23 protein-coding genes and 1 pseudogene are annotated in these 16588 nt (G+C 27.5%); 17 read left to right on the forward strand and 7 right to left on the reverse strand.

From position 1 onward, the window contains the following. Positions 1-20 precede the first annotated feature (20 nt). The 5 genes from K0039_RS07415 (at position 21) to K0039_RS07435 (ending at position 3735) form a co-directional block, all read left to right on the forward strand. Positions 21-569, forward strand: coding sequence for a UBA domain-containing protein (locus K0039_RS07415; protein WP_228104416.1), 549 nt, complete (start codon positions 21-23; stop codon positions 567-569). Further along, positions 569-1249 carry a response regulator transcription factor gene (locus tag K0039_RS07420; RefSeq protein WP_228104417.1) on the forward strand — a complete coding sequence of 227 codons (681 nt, stop codon included), beginning with the start codon at positions 569-571 and terminating at the stop codon, positions 1247-1249. Before K0039_RS07415 ends, K0039_RS07420 begins: the two co-directional genes overlap by 1 nt. Further along, on the forward strand, positions 1242-2498 hold the full coding sequence (locus K0039_RS07425) for a sensor histidine kinase (RefSeq protein WP_228104418.1): 1257 nt from the start codon (positions 1242-1244) through the stop codon (positions 2496-2498). Before K0039_RS07420 ends, K0039_RS07425 begins: the two co-directional genes overlap by 8 nt. 395 nt (positions 2499-2893) lie before the next feature. Then, complete coding sequence (locus K0039_RS07430) at positions 2894-3421, forward strand: putative immunity protein (protein ID WP_228104419.1); 528 nt, start codon at positions 2894-2896, stop codon at positions 3419-3421. Positions 3422-3519: 98 nt separating this feature from the next. Next, the gene (locus tag K0039_RS07435) at positions 3520-3735 is read left to right on the forward strand and encodes a hypothetical protein (protein WP_228104420.1); all 216 of its coding nucleotides are present in this window, start codon (positions 3520-3522) and stop codon (positions 3733-3735) included. A 104-nt stretch (positions 3736-3839) separates the two neighbouring features. Here K0039_RS07435 and K0039_RS07440 read toward each other — a convergent pair whose 3' ends face one another. Then, entirely contained in the window at positions 3840-4382 is a 543-nt protein-coding gene (locus K0039_RS07440; RefSeq protein WP_228104421.1) for a GNAT family N-acetyltransferase, read from the reverse strand. 142 nt (positions 4383-4524) lie between these two features. Between K0039_RS07440 and K0039_RS07445 the strand changes: the two genes are divergently transcribed. The 8 genes from K0039_RS07445 (at position 4525) to K0039_RS07480 (ending at position 8889) form a co-directional block, all read left to right on the forward strand. Beyond that, positions 4525-4881, forward strand: coding sequence for a winged helix-turn-helix transcriptional regulator (locus K0039_RS07445; RefSeq protein WP_228104422.1), 357 nt, complete (start codon positions 4525-4527; stop codon positions 4879-4881). An 85-nt stretch (positions 4882-4966) separates the two neighbouring features. Next, complete coding sequence (locus K0039_RS07450; RefSeq protein ID WP_228104423.1) at positions 4967-5365, forward strand: VOC family protein; 399 nt, start codon at positions 4967-4969, stop codon at positions 5363-5365. Between the two features lie 199 nt (positions 5366-5564). After that, positions 5565-5756 (forward strand): hypothetical protein, encoded by a 192-nt coding sequence (locus tag K0039_RS07455; RefSeq protein WP_228104424.1) that lies wholly within the window; start codon positions 5565-5567, stop codon positions 5754-5756. Positions 5757-5856: 100 nt separating this feature from the next. Continuing rightward, positions 5857-6522: a protein kinase family protein gene (locus K0039_RS07460; protein WP_322789383.1), complete on the forward strand. Its 666-nt coding sequence runs from the start codon at positions 5857-5859 to the stop codon at positions 6520-6522. A 160-nt stretch (positions 6523-6682) separates the two neighbouring features. Beyond that, positions 6683-7174 carry a hypothetical protein gene (locus K0039_RS07465; RefSeq protein WP_228104425.1) on the forward strand — a complete coding sequence of 164 codons (492 nt, stop codon included), beginning with the start codon at positions 6683-6685 and terminating at the stop codon, positions 7172-7174. 262 nt (positions 7175-7436) lie between these two features. Then, the gene (locus tag K0039_RS07470; RefSeq protein ID WP_331476727.1) at positions 7437-7943 is read left to right on the forward strand and encodes a helix-turn-helix domain-containing protein; all 507 of its coding nucleotides are present in this window, start codon (positions 7437-7439) and stop codon (positions 7941-7943) included. Between the two features lie 15 nt (positions 7944-7958). Further along, complete coding sequence (locus tag K0039_RS07475; RefSeq protein WP_228104426.1) at positions 7959-8315, forward strand: DUF4180 domain-containing protein; 357 nt, start codon at positions 7959-7961, stop codon at positions 8313-8315. Positions 8316-8565: 250 nt separating this feature from the next. After that, complete coding sequence (locus K0039_RS07480; protein ID WP_228104427.1) at positions 8566-8889, forward strand: hypothetical protein; 324 nt, start codon at positions 8566-8568, stop codon at positions 8887-8889. 118 nt (positions 8890-9007) lie between these two features. Here the strand turns inward: K0039_RS07480 and K0039_RS22425 are convergent, their stop codons facing one another. Beyond that, the gene (locus tag K0039_RS22425; RefSeq protein WP_331476728.1) at positions 9008-9319 is read right to left on the reverse strand and encodes a PQQ-dependent sugar dehydrogenase; all 312 of its coding nucleotides are present in this window, start codon (positions 9317-9319) and stop codon (positions 9008-9010) included. After that, positions 9256-9690: pseudogene (locus K0039_RS23835) on the reverse strand (PQQ-dependent sugar dehydrogenase). Before K0039_RS23835 ends, K0039_RS22425 begins: the two are co-directional and overlap by 64 nt. 232 nt (positions 9691-9922) lie before the next feature. On the opposite strand from K0039_RS23835, the gene K0039_RS07490 reads away from it, so the two are divergent. Both K0039_RS07490 and K0039_RS07495 read left to right on the forward strand, forming a co-directional pair. Continuing rightward, positions 9923-10600 carry a CPBP family glutamic-type intramembrane protease gene (locus tag K0039_RS07490; protein WP_228104428.1) on the forward strand — a complete coding sequence of 226 codons (678 nt, stop codon included), beginning with the start codon at positions 9923-9925 and terminating at the stop codon, positions 10598-10600. A gap of 770 nt (positions 10601-11370) precedes the next feature. Continuing rightward, entirely contained in the window at positions 11371-11640 is a 270-nt protein-coding gene (locus tag K0039_RS07495) for a hypothetical protein (RefSeq protein WP_228104429.1), read from the forward strand. 159 nt (positions 11641-11799) lie between these two features. On the opposite strand, the gene K0039_RS07500 is transcribed toward K0039_RS07495, so the two are convergent. Together K0039_RS07500 and K0039_RS07505 are read right to left on the reverse strand one after the other, a co-directional pair. After that, on the reverse strand, positions 11800-12303 hold the full coding sequence (locus K0039_RS07500; RefSeq protein ID WP_228104430.1) for a hypothetical protein: 504 nt from the start codon (positions 12301-12303) through the stop codon (positions 11800-11802). Between the two features lie 238 nt (positions 12304-12541). Then, a complete protein-coding gene (locus K0039_RS07505) occupies positions 12542-13192 on the reverse strand; it encodes a glycosyltransferase (RefSeq protein WP_228104431.1) in 651 nt (216 codons plus the stop codon). 173 nt (positions 13193-13365) lie between these two features. Here K0039_RS07505 and K0039_RS07510 point away from each other — a divergent pair, with 173 nt between their 5' ends. Together K0039_RS07510 and tsaA are read left to right on the forward strand one after the other, a co-directional pair. Next, positions 13366-14184 carry a MerR family transcriptional regulator gene (locus K0039_RS07510; RefSeq protein ID WP_228104432.1) on the forward strand — a complete coding sequence of 273 codons (819 nt, stop codon included), beginning with the start codon at positions 13366-13368 and terminating at the stop codon, positions 14182-14184. 72 nt (positions 14185-14256) lie between these two features. Continuing rightward, positions 14257-14724: a tRNA (N6-threonylcarbamoyladenosine(37)-N6)-methyltransferase TrmO gene (gene tsaA / locus K0039_RS07515; RefSeq protein ID WP_228104433.1), complete on the forward strand. Its 468-nt coding sequence runs from the start codon at positions 14257-14259 to the stop codon at positions 14722-14724. 73 nt (positions 14725-14797) lie between these two features. On the opposite strand, the gene K0039_RS07520 is transcribed toward tsaA, so the two are convergent. Continuing rightward, positions 14798-14938, reverse strand: a complete 141-nt coding sequence (locus K0039_RS07520; RefSeq protein WP_228104434.1) for an HAD family hydrolase — start codon at positions 14936-14938, stop codon at positions 14798-14800. Positions 14939-15385: 447 nt separating this feature from the next. Next, positions 15386-16588, reverse strand: coding sequence for an MFS transporter (locus tag K0039_RS07525; RefSeq protein WP_228104435.1), 1203 nt, complete (start codon positions 16586-16588; stop codon positions 15386-15388).

Genomic DNA, 16588 nt, shown 5'->3' on the forward strand with positions numbered 1-16588 from the left:
ATAGGTATGGAGGATTATTTATGGAGAATATTAAACTTGTAGATACATTACGAGATAAAACTAATATAAGTTATGAAGAAGCTAAGAATGCTTTAGAAAATAATAATTGGGATATACTAGATGCCATGTTGTATTTAGAAGAGCATGGGAGAGTGAAAAAGCCTTCTGTTAGCATATTTTATACCAATGAATATAAAGAAAGGTACACCAATCAGAAAGAAGTAGTTAATATTAGAGAAGATAGAGAGAAGAACAATTCTAAAAGTGAAAATAATTTTGGTGGAATTTTTGAATCTATATGTAAAGCTATAGATACATGTAATAATATCTTCGTTGAAATAAGAAGAAGAGGTAGAGTACTTTTAAAGCTTCCACTTACCGTATTAATACTACTTTTATTCTTTGCCTTCTGGATAATCATACCTTTAATGACTGTTGGACTATTCTTTGATATAGAATTTTTAGTATTGGCTAAAAGTGTTAATACGGATAAGGTAAATAAGGTATTTAGTGAAATATCAAAGAATATCCAAATTATAAAAGAAAAACTTAAAAAGGGGTTTAATTAATGATTAAGATTTTAATTGTTGAAGATGAAGAAAAAATAGCAAGATTTATAGAACTAGAGTTAATGCATGAAAGGTATAAAGTAATAAAAGCAAATAATGGTAGAACAGGTCTTGAAATTGCAGAGAGAGGAGAGGCTGATTTGGTTATTCTTGATGTTATGCTCCCTGAAATTAATGGGCTTGAAGTATTAAGAAGACTAAGAAAAAGTTCTGATGTGCCTGTTATAATGCTTACTGCAAGAGATGCTGTTATGGATAAGGTGTCGGGACTTGATGCAGGAGCCGACGATTATATAACAAAGCCATTTGCAATAGAAGAATTACTTGCAAGAATAAGAACTGCTCTTAAAAAGAGAGTAGTTACAGTAAAAAAAGATGAAGATGTAATAAGCTGTGGTTTATTAACTTTAGATAAAATGAGATATAAAGTAATGTATGATGGTACAGAAATTGAATTAACTAATAGAGAGTTTACTTTGCTACAAATATTAATAGAAAATAAAAATATAGTACTAACTAGAGATGTACTTATAGAAAAAGTATGTGGTTATGATTATTTTGGAGAAACAAATGTAATAGATGTTTATATAAGATATTTAAGAACAAAAATTGATGATATTTTTAATGTTAAAATAATAACCACAGTACGTGGTGTAGGATACGTAATAAAAGATGAGTAAGAATAATAAACCCAAAAATGTTACGTCTATTGCAATAAAGATTAATTCTATTTCTGTAAGAGATTTATTTTTTAGATTCCTTGTAATTGATATATGTTTGATACTTATATTAGTTGGTCTTTGGTGTATTGAATCTGAAAAGAGCTTCTATGGGGAATTAGTGCAAAATGCACAAAGGTCATTTAATTTTTATCCTATAGAAACATCAAGCTATACAGTTGTTTGGAATGATGGAAAGACTATGGCTAAGGAAGCTAGCACTTTTTTATATAATCTTAGAAAAATAATTATAGTTTTAGGAATAGTAGAAGGAATATTTTTAGTAGAAAAAATAATATTTGGTACAGCAAAAATAAGAAGGGTTTTAAAACCACTTAATGAAATAGCAGAAACAGCAAGTAGACTTAGTAATATGGATTTTGATGAGGAAAAATTCCAGAGTCTTGAGGATGCTATATCTAAAATCAGTCCTGTAACATCTGATGAAAGAATACACATCGGTGATAGTGAGCTTCAAGGGTTAGAGGATGCAATAAATAAACTTTTAGATAGAATGAGAGATTCTTATAGGCAGCAAGCAAGATTTGTTTCAGATGCATCACATGAACTTAGAACTCCTATTTCTGTAATTCAAGGCTATGCAAATATGCTAGATCGTTGGGGGAAAAATGATGAGAGCGTATTAGAAGAATCTATTACAGCAATAAAAGCTGAATCTGAAAATATGAAAAATCTAGTTGAGCAGTTATTATTCTTGGCTAGGGGTATCAATGGAAAAACTCAGCTTAATATGACTGAATTTTTACTTAATGATATGATGAATGAAGTTTTAGAAGAATCTAAGATGATAGATAAAAATCATATATATAGATATACTAATTCAGAAAATATAATCGCCTATGGTGATATAGGTCTACTTAAGCAGACAACTAGAATATTAATTGAAAATGCAGCTAGATATACAGATAAAGGAGAAGTTATAACACTTAGAGTAGGGATAAATGATAAAGGAGAAACTTATTTTTCTATTCAGGATAATGGAATAGGGATAGATGAAAAAGATGTACCTTATATATTTGAACGTTTCTTTAGAGCTGATACGGCAAGAGTTAGAAAAGATGGTGGAACAGGTCTTGGACTATCTATAGCAAAATGGATTATTGATAACCATAAAGGATATTTTAGTGTTTTAAGTAGAGCGGAAATAGGCACAAGGATAATGGTATTTTTACCACAAAAGAATAAATAGAAAGAATAATCAAAGATGTTATGAATCAGCAATACTAAAATAGTAATTAAAAAACAACTCAATGAATTATAAAATGAGAAAACTCATTTAGAATAGCTACGGACAATCGTACCATAAGTAAAGGAGATTTTTGATAGAAGGTATTTAAGGACTTACTGCTGAAGAGGTAAGTTCTTGATACATAATATTAGAAAATTGTGAAGCTACTTATTAATATTAATATTAATTAACCTAATCTATAATCCAATATTAAGTTATTTAAACAAAAAAGCTGAAAAATAATAAAAGCTTCAATAATCTTGCTCATTAGATTTTAGGCAAAATAGTTTAAGATCTTAAATATTATACAATTGATGTATAAAATAATCTAAAAAAATATTAAAAAAGGAGTTATTATGGCTAAAGTACGAAAAATGCTTGGAAAAGCAGACTCACCATATATTCTATCTCTTATGAGATTAATAGAAACACAAAGCAAAAACACAATTGTAAAATGGTGTAATGAATATGCAAGGGAGCACATTCTACCTATTTATGAAAAAGATTATCCTAATGATTTTCGTTTAAAAAATTCACTGAGTGCAATTAATGAATATCTAGAAGGAAACATAAAACTAACAGAAGCAAAGAAAATTATTAAGCAAGCTCAAATAGCAGCAAGAGAAGCAGAAGGAAATCCAGCATCACAAGCTGCAGCTAGGGCAATTGGAGCAACAACAGCTACAATTAATACTGTAACAAGTTCTCTAGGACTTGCATTTTACGGTAGTGCATCCATAGCGTATTCAACTGTTGGCGTTAACGAAACCCTTGAGGTTTATGATGAAATTGCAGCAAGAGAGTGCAAAAACATGGAAGATGCTTTACGCAAAGTAGCTATAACAGATGAGCCTAATCCAGCAAAAATAAAATGGAGTTGCTAAATATTTATAAATAAATGAAATTTTTTCTACGCCTGACAATATAATATATAAAGAGTATATTTTTCAAAGATATATTCATAAAAAGTGAGGCGAAAAAAATGAAATATTGCAAAAGTTTAATCTTCACCTTAGTTATTAGTTTTCTAATGATAATAGGAACGAATACTGTGGTAGTACATGCAGCAGAGTCTAAACCTGTTGGCAATAACTTTATTTTTTATTTCCCTTTATTAATTATATCTGCAATGGTTTTAGGAAGCATAGTTAGTTTAGTAGAAAGAAAAGTAAGTAAAATTAAGTCTAAGACAAAGTAAAATATAAAAAACATTACTATAATAAGTGGCGAGTTTATGAAATTGCCAACTAAAAGGTCATATCAAAAAAGATATGACCTTTTATAATATTAAAGACGTTTAGCCTAAATATTTCTTAGCACTATAATAAATCCTTCGAGAATATTATAACTTATTTTGAAGCCTTCACTTTGGTAAAACTTTAATGCATTATCATTTCCATTTGATACAAAAATAAACAAATCATCAATTGATTCAAGGGAATTTAACCAATCCATAGATCTATTAAATAATACCGTACCAATACCAGATTCACGATACCCCTCTTTTATATAAAACTGAGATAAACAACCTACATCACTACTATTAATAGAATCAAAGTCAAAGAAGTCAACAGGTTTTAGAGTAGCAAATCCACCAGAGTAAGTATTCTTGTGACAGATATTACTGTAAGCATATCCTATAATTTCAGCATCATCTTTGGCAACAATGATAAAGTTGGCTTTTGCACTCTCAATAGATGGAATCATTCTAGATTCAAAACTCATATTGTCAAACCATTCTGGATGAATATTAGCGCTAGATTTTTGATAAGCCATTAGCTCATTGCACAAATCTTTAATGCAAATTATATTATTATCAGAAATAATTTCATAATGTATACTCATATTAATCTTCCTTTCTAGAAAAAGTTGAAAAAACTTCGTCTAATTCCTTGTTTTTGATATAATTATAGCAGTTAGAACTATTATAACAAGTACGAAATATTTTTTGTTTAAGTAAGGAAAAACTGAGTAATGGAGTGATATTATGAATAGTAAGAAAGTGTATAAAAGTTGTTTAGATAACTGCCCACTAGCATATGCATTAAACATTATTGATGGAAAGTGGAGACTCCCTATAATTTGGGCACTAAATAAAAATAAAATCATGAGATATAATGAGTTAAAAAGAGATATTGATGGAATTACAAATATGATGTTAACTCAAACCTCGAAAGAGCTAGAATCATATGGAATTATAGACAGAAAGCAGTATATGGAAATACCACCAAGGGTTGAATACTCCTTGACTGAAAGTGGACAAGATTTAATTGTAGCTCTTAAAGAATTAGCTAATTGGGGCAAAAACATGCAGAGTAATGATAAATTAAGTGATATGGGCTAACAATACGTTTTTTATTAAAATTGGTTATATTATATAATATTACTTATAATAATTTTCATTAATAATAAATAAAGGAAGTGTTTTTATGATTAACATACTAGGACAAGTTATGGTTTATGTAAATAACCAAGATGAAGCAGTAAAATTCTGGACGGAGAAAGTAGGGTTTGCCATAATTTCTGAAGAAGATAATGGAGAAGGTATGAGTTGGATTGAGATTGCCCCTCAAAAAAATTCTCAAACAACTATTGTGCTTCATAATAAAGAAGTAATTGCTAAAATGGGAACAGGGATAAACTTAGGAACACCATCTTTATTATTTTTTACAGAAGATATAGAAGCATTACATGTTAAATTATCTAATAATAATGTTCTTGTAGGAGAAATAATAAATATGCCTTTTGGTAAAACTTTTAATTTTGCAGACAATGAACAAAATTATTTTGCAGTAGCTGAAAGAAATAAACAGTATTATAAACTGTGAACTTAAGCACTAAGTAAAAAGGATTATAAATATTAGCTAAGTATGTATTGATGTAAAGGGCAATACATACTTTTTTATTTTATAAATAATGAAATAATTTTTATTTGTATATAAATGTAACAAATTGCATTAATATGTCATAAGTTATATTAATAGCTAGAATATTCTAGTTGTTAATATATGACTGAGGAGTGGTATAATGGATTCTTTAAAAAATCAATCAGATAGAGGCCATGAATATTACAATAAAAAAGGAAGAAGAAGAACAAGTGCCTCTGCTAGCGGATCTAGTGTATCAGGAAGTGGATCCAGCGTATCAGGAAGTGGATCTAGTGCATCACAAAGTGCTTCAAGCGCAAGTGATTCACATAGTAGACCATTTAGTGAGTAATTTATAAGTAGTATGAGAAAAGACCACACTAGGAGGTGATAGTATAGACAAATATTATACACCTGGTGAAAAAATAAAAGATTGTACTATTATAAAAATAATAGGAGAAGGTAGGTATGGAATAACCTACCTATGTGAAAAAAATACAAATGAGAAATATTTAATAAAACAATTGAAAAAAGACATGATGGAAAAAAGTAAAGAAAAATTATTTTATGAAGAGGAAATAATGAAATCTTTAGATGATAAAAAATTTCCTAAGTTTATAGATAAATTTGATTATGATGACACAAAATTCTATGTTATTGAGTTTGTAGATGGAAAAGATTTTTACGAGTTATTGTCCTTTGATGAATATGAATTTACTAGGAATGAAATATATGATATTGCAGAAAAAATTTTGAAAATCATAATTACTTTACAAGAAAAAAACATTGTTCACAGAGATATTAGAATTTCCAATGTAATAATGAACGAAAAAAAAGATTTAGTACTAATTGATTTTGGATTGGCTAGATATATTGACAAGGATAAATATAAAAAAGAAATAGATTATTGGTATATGGCAGACTTTCTAATACATCTATATTATTCATCTTATGATGATGAAAATTTAGAATTAGAAAATAAGCCATGGTATGAAGAGTTGGATTTGACAAATGATGAATTAATTTTCCTAAAGAAATTAATGGGAATAGAAAAATTATATGAAAATACAGATGAAATAATGAGAGATCTTTTTATAATTAAAAATTCAAATATCTAGTTAGAGAAATAAACCATATAGCTTTAAATTTTAAAGTTATATGGTTTATTAATAATAATTTATATTAAGGAGGCGCTTTGTTATAAAAAATGTTGTTAAAATAGTAAGAGTATATGAGGATACATTTAGAGTAAACAAGTACTCCAAAAAGCCATTTAGAGTGATTGGATTAATAGATGTAGACATGGAATTTCACTATGGAATAGAAAGAGTTACCTTAGCTTTTTACAGATCTTCAGGTACAAATAACAACAAGGTTAAAGGCTTATGGTATCCTATCGTAGGCATAAAAACTAAAGAAGGAGAATTTACGGAATTTAGTGAGTATATAAATTATGTTCTTTCAAATACTACATTAGATGGTACAGGAGTAAAAGGTTGGCTTGCAAAATCAATATTCTTTGGAAAACAAGATGAGAACTGGAAAACACCAGGTTTTTCAAATACTAAACATTATGAATCACTTTACTATATAGGAAAGACCTTACAACGTCTTTATAATGAGAAACATTATGAATTAATTAAAAGCTTAAATGCTATGGAAGTCAACAGAGTTTTATCACTAACAGAAAGATATAATGGAAATAACCATACACAAAGAGAAAATTTTGAAAGATTTATTGAAGATATATTTTTGGAATTTAAATATTAGAACTTTAGAGGTTGTAATGTAGGTAGTTATATAAAAGTAATTAAATATGCAATTTGTAAAGATTATGGTATGTATTGATGTAAAAGTTAATACATACTTTTTTATTTTCCAAAGAAAATCAGTTGAATAATAAAGTATCATTTATATGTAAAATGAAATTAGAATAAATAACTTTGAATGGAATGAAGTGTAATAAATAACAATAAAATACAACAAAGTATATTGACAAAGGGCGTATAGTTAAATATAATAAGTTTATAAAATGAATAAGAAAGGATTGATTTTAATGGAGGAAAAATTTTATACAGTTGATCAAATTGCAGAAATATTAGGTATGCACCACAAAACTATAAGAAAATTTATAACAGAAGGTAAACTTAGAGCAAACAAAGTTGGAAAGCAATGGAGAATATCAGGACATGATTTAAGTCTTTTTATGGAAGACAATAATGTAAATGTTAGGAATAATAATGAAGCAGAAAATGAAAAAATTGAATTTTCTACAAGTAATAAGAGTATAAACAACAAAGTTAATAAGATAAATATATCTACTGTTGTAGACATTAATGAAGTAGATATGGATGAATATAAAAGAATATCAAATATGCTTTTAGCAGTAATGAACAGCAAAGATTCTAAAATGAGTAACTCAACTATTAATTTAAAACACTATCAAAAAGATAGAGATTTAAAAATAATGCTATGGGGAAACATGGACTTCACTAAAGAAATGTTGGATTTTATATCTACAATTACAGAAGGCAAATAGAAATTAGGTGATGAAATGAATTATAAAATAGTAGAGAACACAAACAAAAAATATATAGAAGTAAAACAGCCAATTACCTGTGAGTCTGATGTATTAGATATTATTGGTATATGTATTTCAAATGATATTAGGTTATTGCTGTTTAAAGAAGAAGCATTTACTGAAGAGTTTATTAATCTTAAGTTAGGCTTAGCAGGTATAGCTTTACAAAAATTTATTAATTATAATATAAAAGTTTCAGCCATAATTGAAGACAATAAGAAAATTGATGGAAGGTTTGGAGAGTTAATATATGAATTAAACAGATCAAATAATTTTAGAGTTTTTAATAACATTGAAGATGCTGAAAACTGGATTTTAAATATTAAGTAGTAATAGGAATATGTATATAAATTTGAAAGTATGTCTACAATCTAGAAGTACTAAAATTTTCTCTATTCATAGATTACGCTAAGCACTTATACATTATTAAAAAGCCTGGACATCGGATTATCCAGGCTTTTTTTTTCGTTAAAAAGAAATATAAATTATTTGTAGAATTTTTTATAACGATTTATATCTTATAATGAGAACACTCTTTCTATTATTCAATATTATAGTAGTAGAAAGGGGTTGGTTAGAAGTGTATTCAGAAAAAAATAATAAGGATAGAAATGGACAGAATTTACATGATGAATGTAGAAGGTCAATAAGTTTTCACGTTCTATTTACAATGAGAGATGGAAGTGTATTTGATGGGATTATTGAAAGTGTAGATTCAGATGGTGTTACTGTTTTAGTTGGTGAGGATGTAATGGAGGAAGAACTTGAAAATCCATGTAGTCAACAACGACAATTTGGTAGACCTAGAAGATTTAGACGTTTTAGACGTAGAGTTTTTCCATTTGGTACTTTACTAGCACTATCATTATTGCCATATCCATATTATCCATTTTTCCCATATTAAACAAAGTATTATATAAACATATTACAAAATTTTTAAAATACAAAACTAGCTTAAATACTAAACACATAAAAACCGTATTACTAATAAGTGATACGGTTTTTACTATATTTTAATATATTTATTTTTGAACGAGACGAATAATTCTATCATAACTTATATCAGGATTTTCTCGTCCATCTCTATTACTTGTTGTAATATAAATTGACCCATCTTTTCCTTGAAATACTTCACGCAAACATCCATATTCATTTTTAAACCATGATTCTACACTTTCCACTATACTTCCATCTTCATTTAAGGAGATAGAAAGGAGTTGTTGTCCACGAAGTATAGCAACTAATAATTTATATTGCCAAGGGCCTTGGCTTACAAAGGTAATACCAGATGGAGCCCATGTTCTGAGGAGTATAATATATTTTTTGAATTCCATGCTAAGCCTTGTGGGTTTCTATGGCCAAAGCTATAAATAGATGAATTAGTAAATGGATTATCTTTAGGGATATTACAATTTAACTATATTCGAAGTATTTTTGCAGCAGTACTTGAATCTTGAGCTAATGAAGAGTTTCCTGAATCTCATGTTGTTATATATAACTTCTTGTCTGGGCCTACATTTATCCTGACTCCATTATGGATTTGTCCTCCGGGAATTTTATCCAGAAGAACTTTATCAATGTATGACTTGTTATTGTTTTCAATTAATCTAACAACACGGTTATAGATTCTATTACTTTCTGAGTATGAATGCATAACATAGAAATAATGATTTTGTGAAAAAACAAAATCTAAAGCAATCCCCATTAGGCCATCCTATCCCTGACTTATAAATGGAGCTGTAAATGTAATAAGTGGTTGGGGGGGTTTCAATAACTATAATTGACCCAGACCTCTCTGTAAAATAGATATTGCCCTTGTCACTTATATCCATAACCTAAGGAACATTTAAATTTTTAGCAATAACCTCAACATTATAAGGCAATTGCCTTGATTTAATTGATTTTAGTATTGCTAGATAAAAAAAGGGGGACAAAAAATGAAGTTATTATTTCAAGAGGAAGTTAAAGTAAGCCGAGCATTAGTGGCATTTTTATTATTAGTTATAGGATTTGCCATATTGATGACCCCAAATATCCCAGTAAGTTTTTTTATTGTTTTATTATCTGGATTAATTGGTTCCTGGTTAGTATTTGGTTTGGACGGAGTAAAGAAAATATTTTCACGACCTAAAAAAGGAGCAATAAAATATATATTACTAAGCATTGTGGCAGCTTATGCTATAAGTATTAGTACTGGAGCTATTTCAAAATTTATATTACATGAAGCACCAGCAACTAATGCAATTAAAGAACAATTTAACGGTAGTATATTAGATAGCTTTGTAATGTTATTTAAAACTATATTTATGATTGCAGGTGAAGAAATATTAGTAATATTGCCACTTATAATTTTTATTTCATTATTAGTGCATAAAACAAAAATAAGTCAATCAAAGGCCGTGATAATTTCTACAATTATAACAGCTATTATATTTGGAGCAATACACTTACCAACATACCAATGGAATATGTTTCAGTGTTTTTTAGTTGTAGCATTAACACGCATACCATTTACAATTGTTTCACTTAAATCTGATTCAATTATACCTGGAATGATTGGACACATAGGTTTTGATTGGATAATTTTTGCAGGTATGATTATTTCACAATTATAATACAGAAAAATAAGGCTAATTCAGGTGTATTACGCAGAATTATTTTGAAGTATGAGTTATTTGACATTTGCCAAACGAGTGAGCGTATATCCTGGCGAGGACGTTATTAAATACAGTAATATCAAAGAGAAAATTAAATTAGAAGAAATTAAAAACGAAATTGAACGATCGTAAATTTTAATATGAAAGTGCATAAAAATTCCAATATAAAAATGTGGAAATTTATGCACTTTTTATGTTGTTTTTTAAAGAAATAATTATTATGAATTACTAGATAGGTAGGTATAATACAGTTACTAATTTTATTAATAAATATAAGAAAATTAAGGTTAAAAAAGTTGTAGTTATATGTTTATGAATAAAAAAATATTGATTTGCGATTTTTATTTATTGATTATCGATAAATAAGGTGGTAATATATAATCATACACTACTTAAGAAAAGAGTAATAAAATGTATTTTTTTCTATAATTGATGAATCTGGAATAATTTCAATATTACTATTAATGATTGGATTTGTGTGCATACTATTATTTAACTTTCTTAATAAAGTTATAGAATTAAATAATGCAACTATATAGAGATTAATATATTTATTAAGGACTATGAAAGCTAGATTTTAAATATTACGTAATTATAAGGTAAATTGATGAAATAGTAGATGTTTGTAGCTACTAAATAAAAAATTAAAATAAATTTTAAAAAATGTCACAAACATTCTGGCTTATTTCGTCGTATATATTATAGGTTGGAATAATAAGGGGGTTTTTATGAAATTTAGGAAATCAATTATACTAGTTATTTGTGTATTATCAATTATCTTTATATCCATACTACCATCATATGTAACTGGATTAGAAATATTAAAATATAACCAAAAGAATGGAATACATTTATATTGGACAAATTTTAATCATAAAGGAAGAGTTACATGGAGGAATAAAAGATTAGTACGGTACTTTGATAGGAGATTTTATCCTCAAAAATTAAGATTTGCATTTATGAAAGGTAAATGGAGACATGGACAAATACATAATTAAATAATAATACATGAAAAATATAAATAGGTTTTTAAATAAAGTTTAGTTATGAATTAATAGACATTAAGTTAATTAGGATTTTATAGATATTAAGACGGAGTATGGATATTATATGCTCCGTCTTTTTATTTAGAATAGGTTAAATGTAATTAAAAAATATTATAAATTATAGAATGTCTCAATATATGAAATCATTTGATCGCCTACATTCAAATAATAGTATATATATGTTAAATAATCGGAATAAAAAAGATTAGCTGATCCAACTTCGTTGTTTAACATTCCATCAATTAGCACTAACTGTTGATTTAAACTCATCTTATAAGCATCTAATAAAATACTAATTTGTTGAGCAAATAATAAATCTGGTGGAGAGTTATTATATTTTTTTTCGAACAATTTTATTGAATTCTCCATTGATGATATTTCAGATATATAAAAATTTATTTCCCTTTTTACTTTACTTAAATTTTCTTTTACTGTAGTTGGAGTTATAGTGATAGTACCTATATTTGCTCTCAATGATTTTATTTCATTAAGAATCCCCAACAATTCATCTTTTCCTTTTAGATTTTTATACATTGGAGGTACTGATAATTCAGATTGCTCAGCAAAACTTGTATAATTAGTTGTCATAATAAGTGAAATTAATAATAGACTCACGAGGATGCATTTTTTATTCATTTTTGTGTCCTTTCTAATTTAATAATTTAAGAATAGTTTTTACTGATGTATTAAAGTTTATTCAAATGTAAGTTGATACAAAAAAATTAAATCTCTTTAATTTGATTAGCAAAAAACTCTAATACGTTAAAATAAACCGTATCACAAGTAAGCGATACGGCTTTTTATACTTAGATTTAAATAAATTACTAATAAAAATAGTATTAGAGTATACTAACTATTTAAATTTTTGAGGAAATTGCTTTATTATACCATCAGTAATAATATCTGCAAAAGCAATCATATGATCCTCACCCTTATCATATGCTTCTATATCTGCATTCCAGTCCTTATTTAACCTAGCAACAACTTGATCTGTAACATATTGTAAATGTTTATGTAACATGTCTTTTAGAACTTTTTCTGAATAATTAGGATTAGCAGAACTTAAAAACTCAGCTATTTTATCAGCATTTTCATACCAAAGTTTATTGTATTTTTCTAAATCATCCTTATTTCCACTTTTAGCAGAATCAGTAACTTTCACTGCAAGTTCTATATGTTCTCTTAACAATGAAGCAAGCTTATTTCCTGCCTCTTCTCCATAATAAGGTTTAATTGAATTTCCAATATCATCTTGATTTTTAAGAAGTCTCTCTAATACAGGTCCTTTATCTTCTAGTGAAGATAAATCACTAATAATTGTACTTCTAGTCCAGGATACATGATCTATCCAAAGTCTTCTTTGTAACATTCTTAATTCGCAGATAGCCTTATTGCAAGATACATCATTGGAAGAGATAGTTTCTAAAGCTTGAGCCTTAAATGGAATGAAAATAAGTGTTAGTAAAAATAATGATAATAATGAACTTTTAAAAATTTTCTTCATGCGTAGTTTCTCCTTTATTGTTAAATTATAAATTAGTTTTTCCAAAGCTAAATAGAGATATTCTCTTTAAATAAGCTTTATATTATTATTCATCACTCAATTTTATTTATATGTAAAAGTAAACATATCAGTATGCTATAATTGTGAAATATATTAGATATAAGGAGGAAATCATGTTTAAAATTGGGGAATTTTCAAAGCTTACTCAAGTATCTATTAGAATGTTAAGATACTATGATGAAATTGAGTTATTAAGACCAGCAAGTGTTGACTTGTCTACAGGATATAGAATGTATTCTGCAGCTCAGATACCAATTCTTCAGAAGATAATTTTATTAAGAGATACGAAATTTTCAACAGCAGAAATAAAAGATGTAATACTAAAACATAAAGAAATAAATATAGCAGATGAATTAGAGAAAAAGAAAGAGGAAATTAAGAAAGAAATTGAATTAGAACAGCAGAGAATTAAAAAAATAGATAATGCAATAAATGAAATAGAGAACAAAAATTTCAAGATTCATTGCAACATAAACTTTAAGAAAGTAGATAAAATATTCATACTATCTATTAGAGATAAAATTCCAACTTATTTTCATGAAGGCCTTTTATGGAATAGATTATGTGATTTTATTAGTAAAGAAAATATTTCTATAAAGCAGCATATATATAATAATGTTGCTTTATATCATGATATTGAACATAAGGATGAAAATGTAGATGTTGAAGTTGGTATGATAGTAGATAAATTAGGAAAAAACAAAGACAGATTTATATATAGAGAAGTAGAAGGTGTAGAAAAAATGGCTTATGCAATGGTATACGGACCATATAGCAATTTAGCAAGAGCTTATGAAATGTTAGCATATTATCTTGAAAGTCATAATGAACAGATGTCAGATAAGCCTTCTAGGCAGATATGTCATATAGGAGTAGAACATACTAAGAATCCAGAAAGATACCTTACTGAAATACAAATTCCATTAAAGTAAAATTTGTTGACTCTCACATTATGTGAGGGTCTATTATATTTTTGTAAGATAATTTTTTAGGAGGTAGACATTATGCAATTAAAAGAAATTGGAAAAATAAATGTGGAAGAAAAAGATATGTTTCTTCAAATTAATAAGGAGTATGTAAAGGGGCTCCAAGGATTAGAAGACTTCTCTCACATTGACTTAATTTGGTGGTTTGATAAGTGTGACAATGATAAAAATAGAGGAGTTACTGAAGTAAATCAACCTTACAAAAAAGCTCCCAAAAAGTTAGGAATTTTTTCAACTAGATCACCAGAAAGACCAAACCCAATAGCATTATCTATAACTGAAATAACACATATTGACTATGATAAAGGTAGAATCTATATTACTTATATTGATGCAATGAATAATAGCAAAATTTTAGATATAAAGCCATATACTCCAAGTATAGATAGGGTAGAAAAACCTAATGTTCCTAATTGGTGTAGTCATTGGCCACTATCATATGAAGAGTCTGGTTATTTTGATTGGGAAAATGAATTTTTATTTTAAATTAATATAATATGTACTTATATTAATTTAAAACTATGAAAGTATCTAAAAAGGTATAGAATTAGATTTAATTCTATACCTTTTTACTATTATTTATAAATATTTTTATAACGGATTTTCTTATTCTTTCATCTTGAATTAAGTTAAAATCATTGGTTACTATAGCAAGTTTGTAAGACTTGTTTAGACTTTCTATAAGCTCCATACTAGACATTGCTCAATTTTTATTTGCAAAATATAGACATTTGAATAGAACCCTTAAAGAAATGGAATTAAAATCAATTATAAAATGTGGTGATAAAAAAAATATATATTAGATATAAACAAACTTAGAGAATTATCTAAGAATATTTATGTAAAACCACTTTAGAATATAATTTAAAATAATTTTATATAAGATAAAGCTCCGTTGCAATAGTTAGGGAGAAGCATACCACAAATAATGAGGACTTTTATGAAAGTGTTTATATGACTAGCTTTAAAAGGAGGGATAGTGTCTTAAGTCCTGTAATGACTTAAATAAATTATAAAAGCATATGTTTGCTTTTAAAATTTTTGATAAATATAAGTAAGAAATACAGAAAATAAAAATAGGGTGCTACTAACACCCTATAGTATACAATTCTAGTTACTTAGGCAACCGGTAAAAGCCCTCAAATATTTAGGCTGACTTTGATTTAACATCTTCATTTACACACATTGCTGTTCTGCCATGCAACAAATAATATAAGAAAAGACAAACCAATATCACTACTGTCATCATCATATATAATCCACGATAACCTATTAATGGAACAAAATAACCTAATAGGAATGGTCCAATTCCTACACCTAAATCTTGAAAGATAAAGTTTGTAGAAGTTGCTAATCCTATACGATGCTTTGGCGAAACTTTCACTGCTATTGCCTGAACACTAGAAGAAGTGGTACCGTATCCAAGACCTAATAGGGCACCAGCTAATAAAAGCGAGAAACCGTTATGAGTTTGGCTAAGAGAAAACAAAGCCATAGCAAGCAATAAAATAGCTGGATACATAACAAAATTTTCACCTTTTTCATCAAACCATCGACCAGTAAAAGGTCTTGAAACTAAAACGAATACTGCATAAACAATAAAGAAAAAACTGCTCACATAAACTAAATTAATTTCCTTAGCATAGGTTGTAATGAAAGTAAGAATACTTGAATAACCAAGAGCGATTATGCAAGAAATGATTGAAATTGGAATAGCTTTTACTTCAAAGAAATGGTGTAAAGATAAACCTTTCTTTTTTTTCAATTCTTCTTTTGTAAATTCTAATTTCGGAATTTTTATAAAAAATACTGCAATAAAACTAAAAGCTAAGAAAATAATACAGACGATAAAATTCATGTAAAAGGTTGCGTGCTGAGTAATAAACATACCTAAAAAAGGTCCAATAGACGCAGCAACAGTAAGACTTAATGCATAATAACCAGTGCCTTCCCCACGACGTTTATTTGGAATAATTTTTGCCACAATTGTTCCTGTTGCTGTAGAAGCAATCCCCATCGCAGCACCATTCAAGAAACGAACGACCAAAAGGAATCCCATACTATTTACTAAAACATATAAACATGTAGTAATTAAAAAGAGAACGAATCCAATATAAAGAGTTTTTTTCCATCCAATTTGATCAATATATCGCCCGCAAAAAATACGTGCAATAAGCAGTCCTATAACAAATATGCCAGACGCTAAACCTGCTTCACTAGGCGAAGCATGAAATTTTTCTGTTGCAAATATGGTTATTGTAACCATCAATAAGTAAAATGTAAAATAAAGAAAAAAGTTTGCTGTGGAAACAATCAAGAAATTCTTTGTCCATAATTTAGGTTTATCCAT

It is taken from the genome of Terrisporobacter mayombei (genome assembly GCF_020748465.1).
Taxonomy (GTDB): domain Bacteria; phylum Bacillota; class Clostridia; order Peptostreptococcales; family Peptostreptococcaceae; genus Terrisporobacter; species Terrisporobacter mayombei.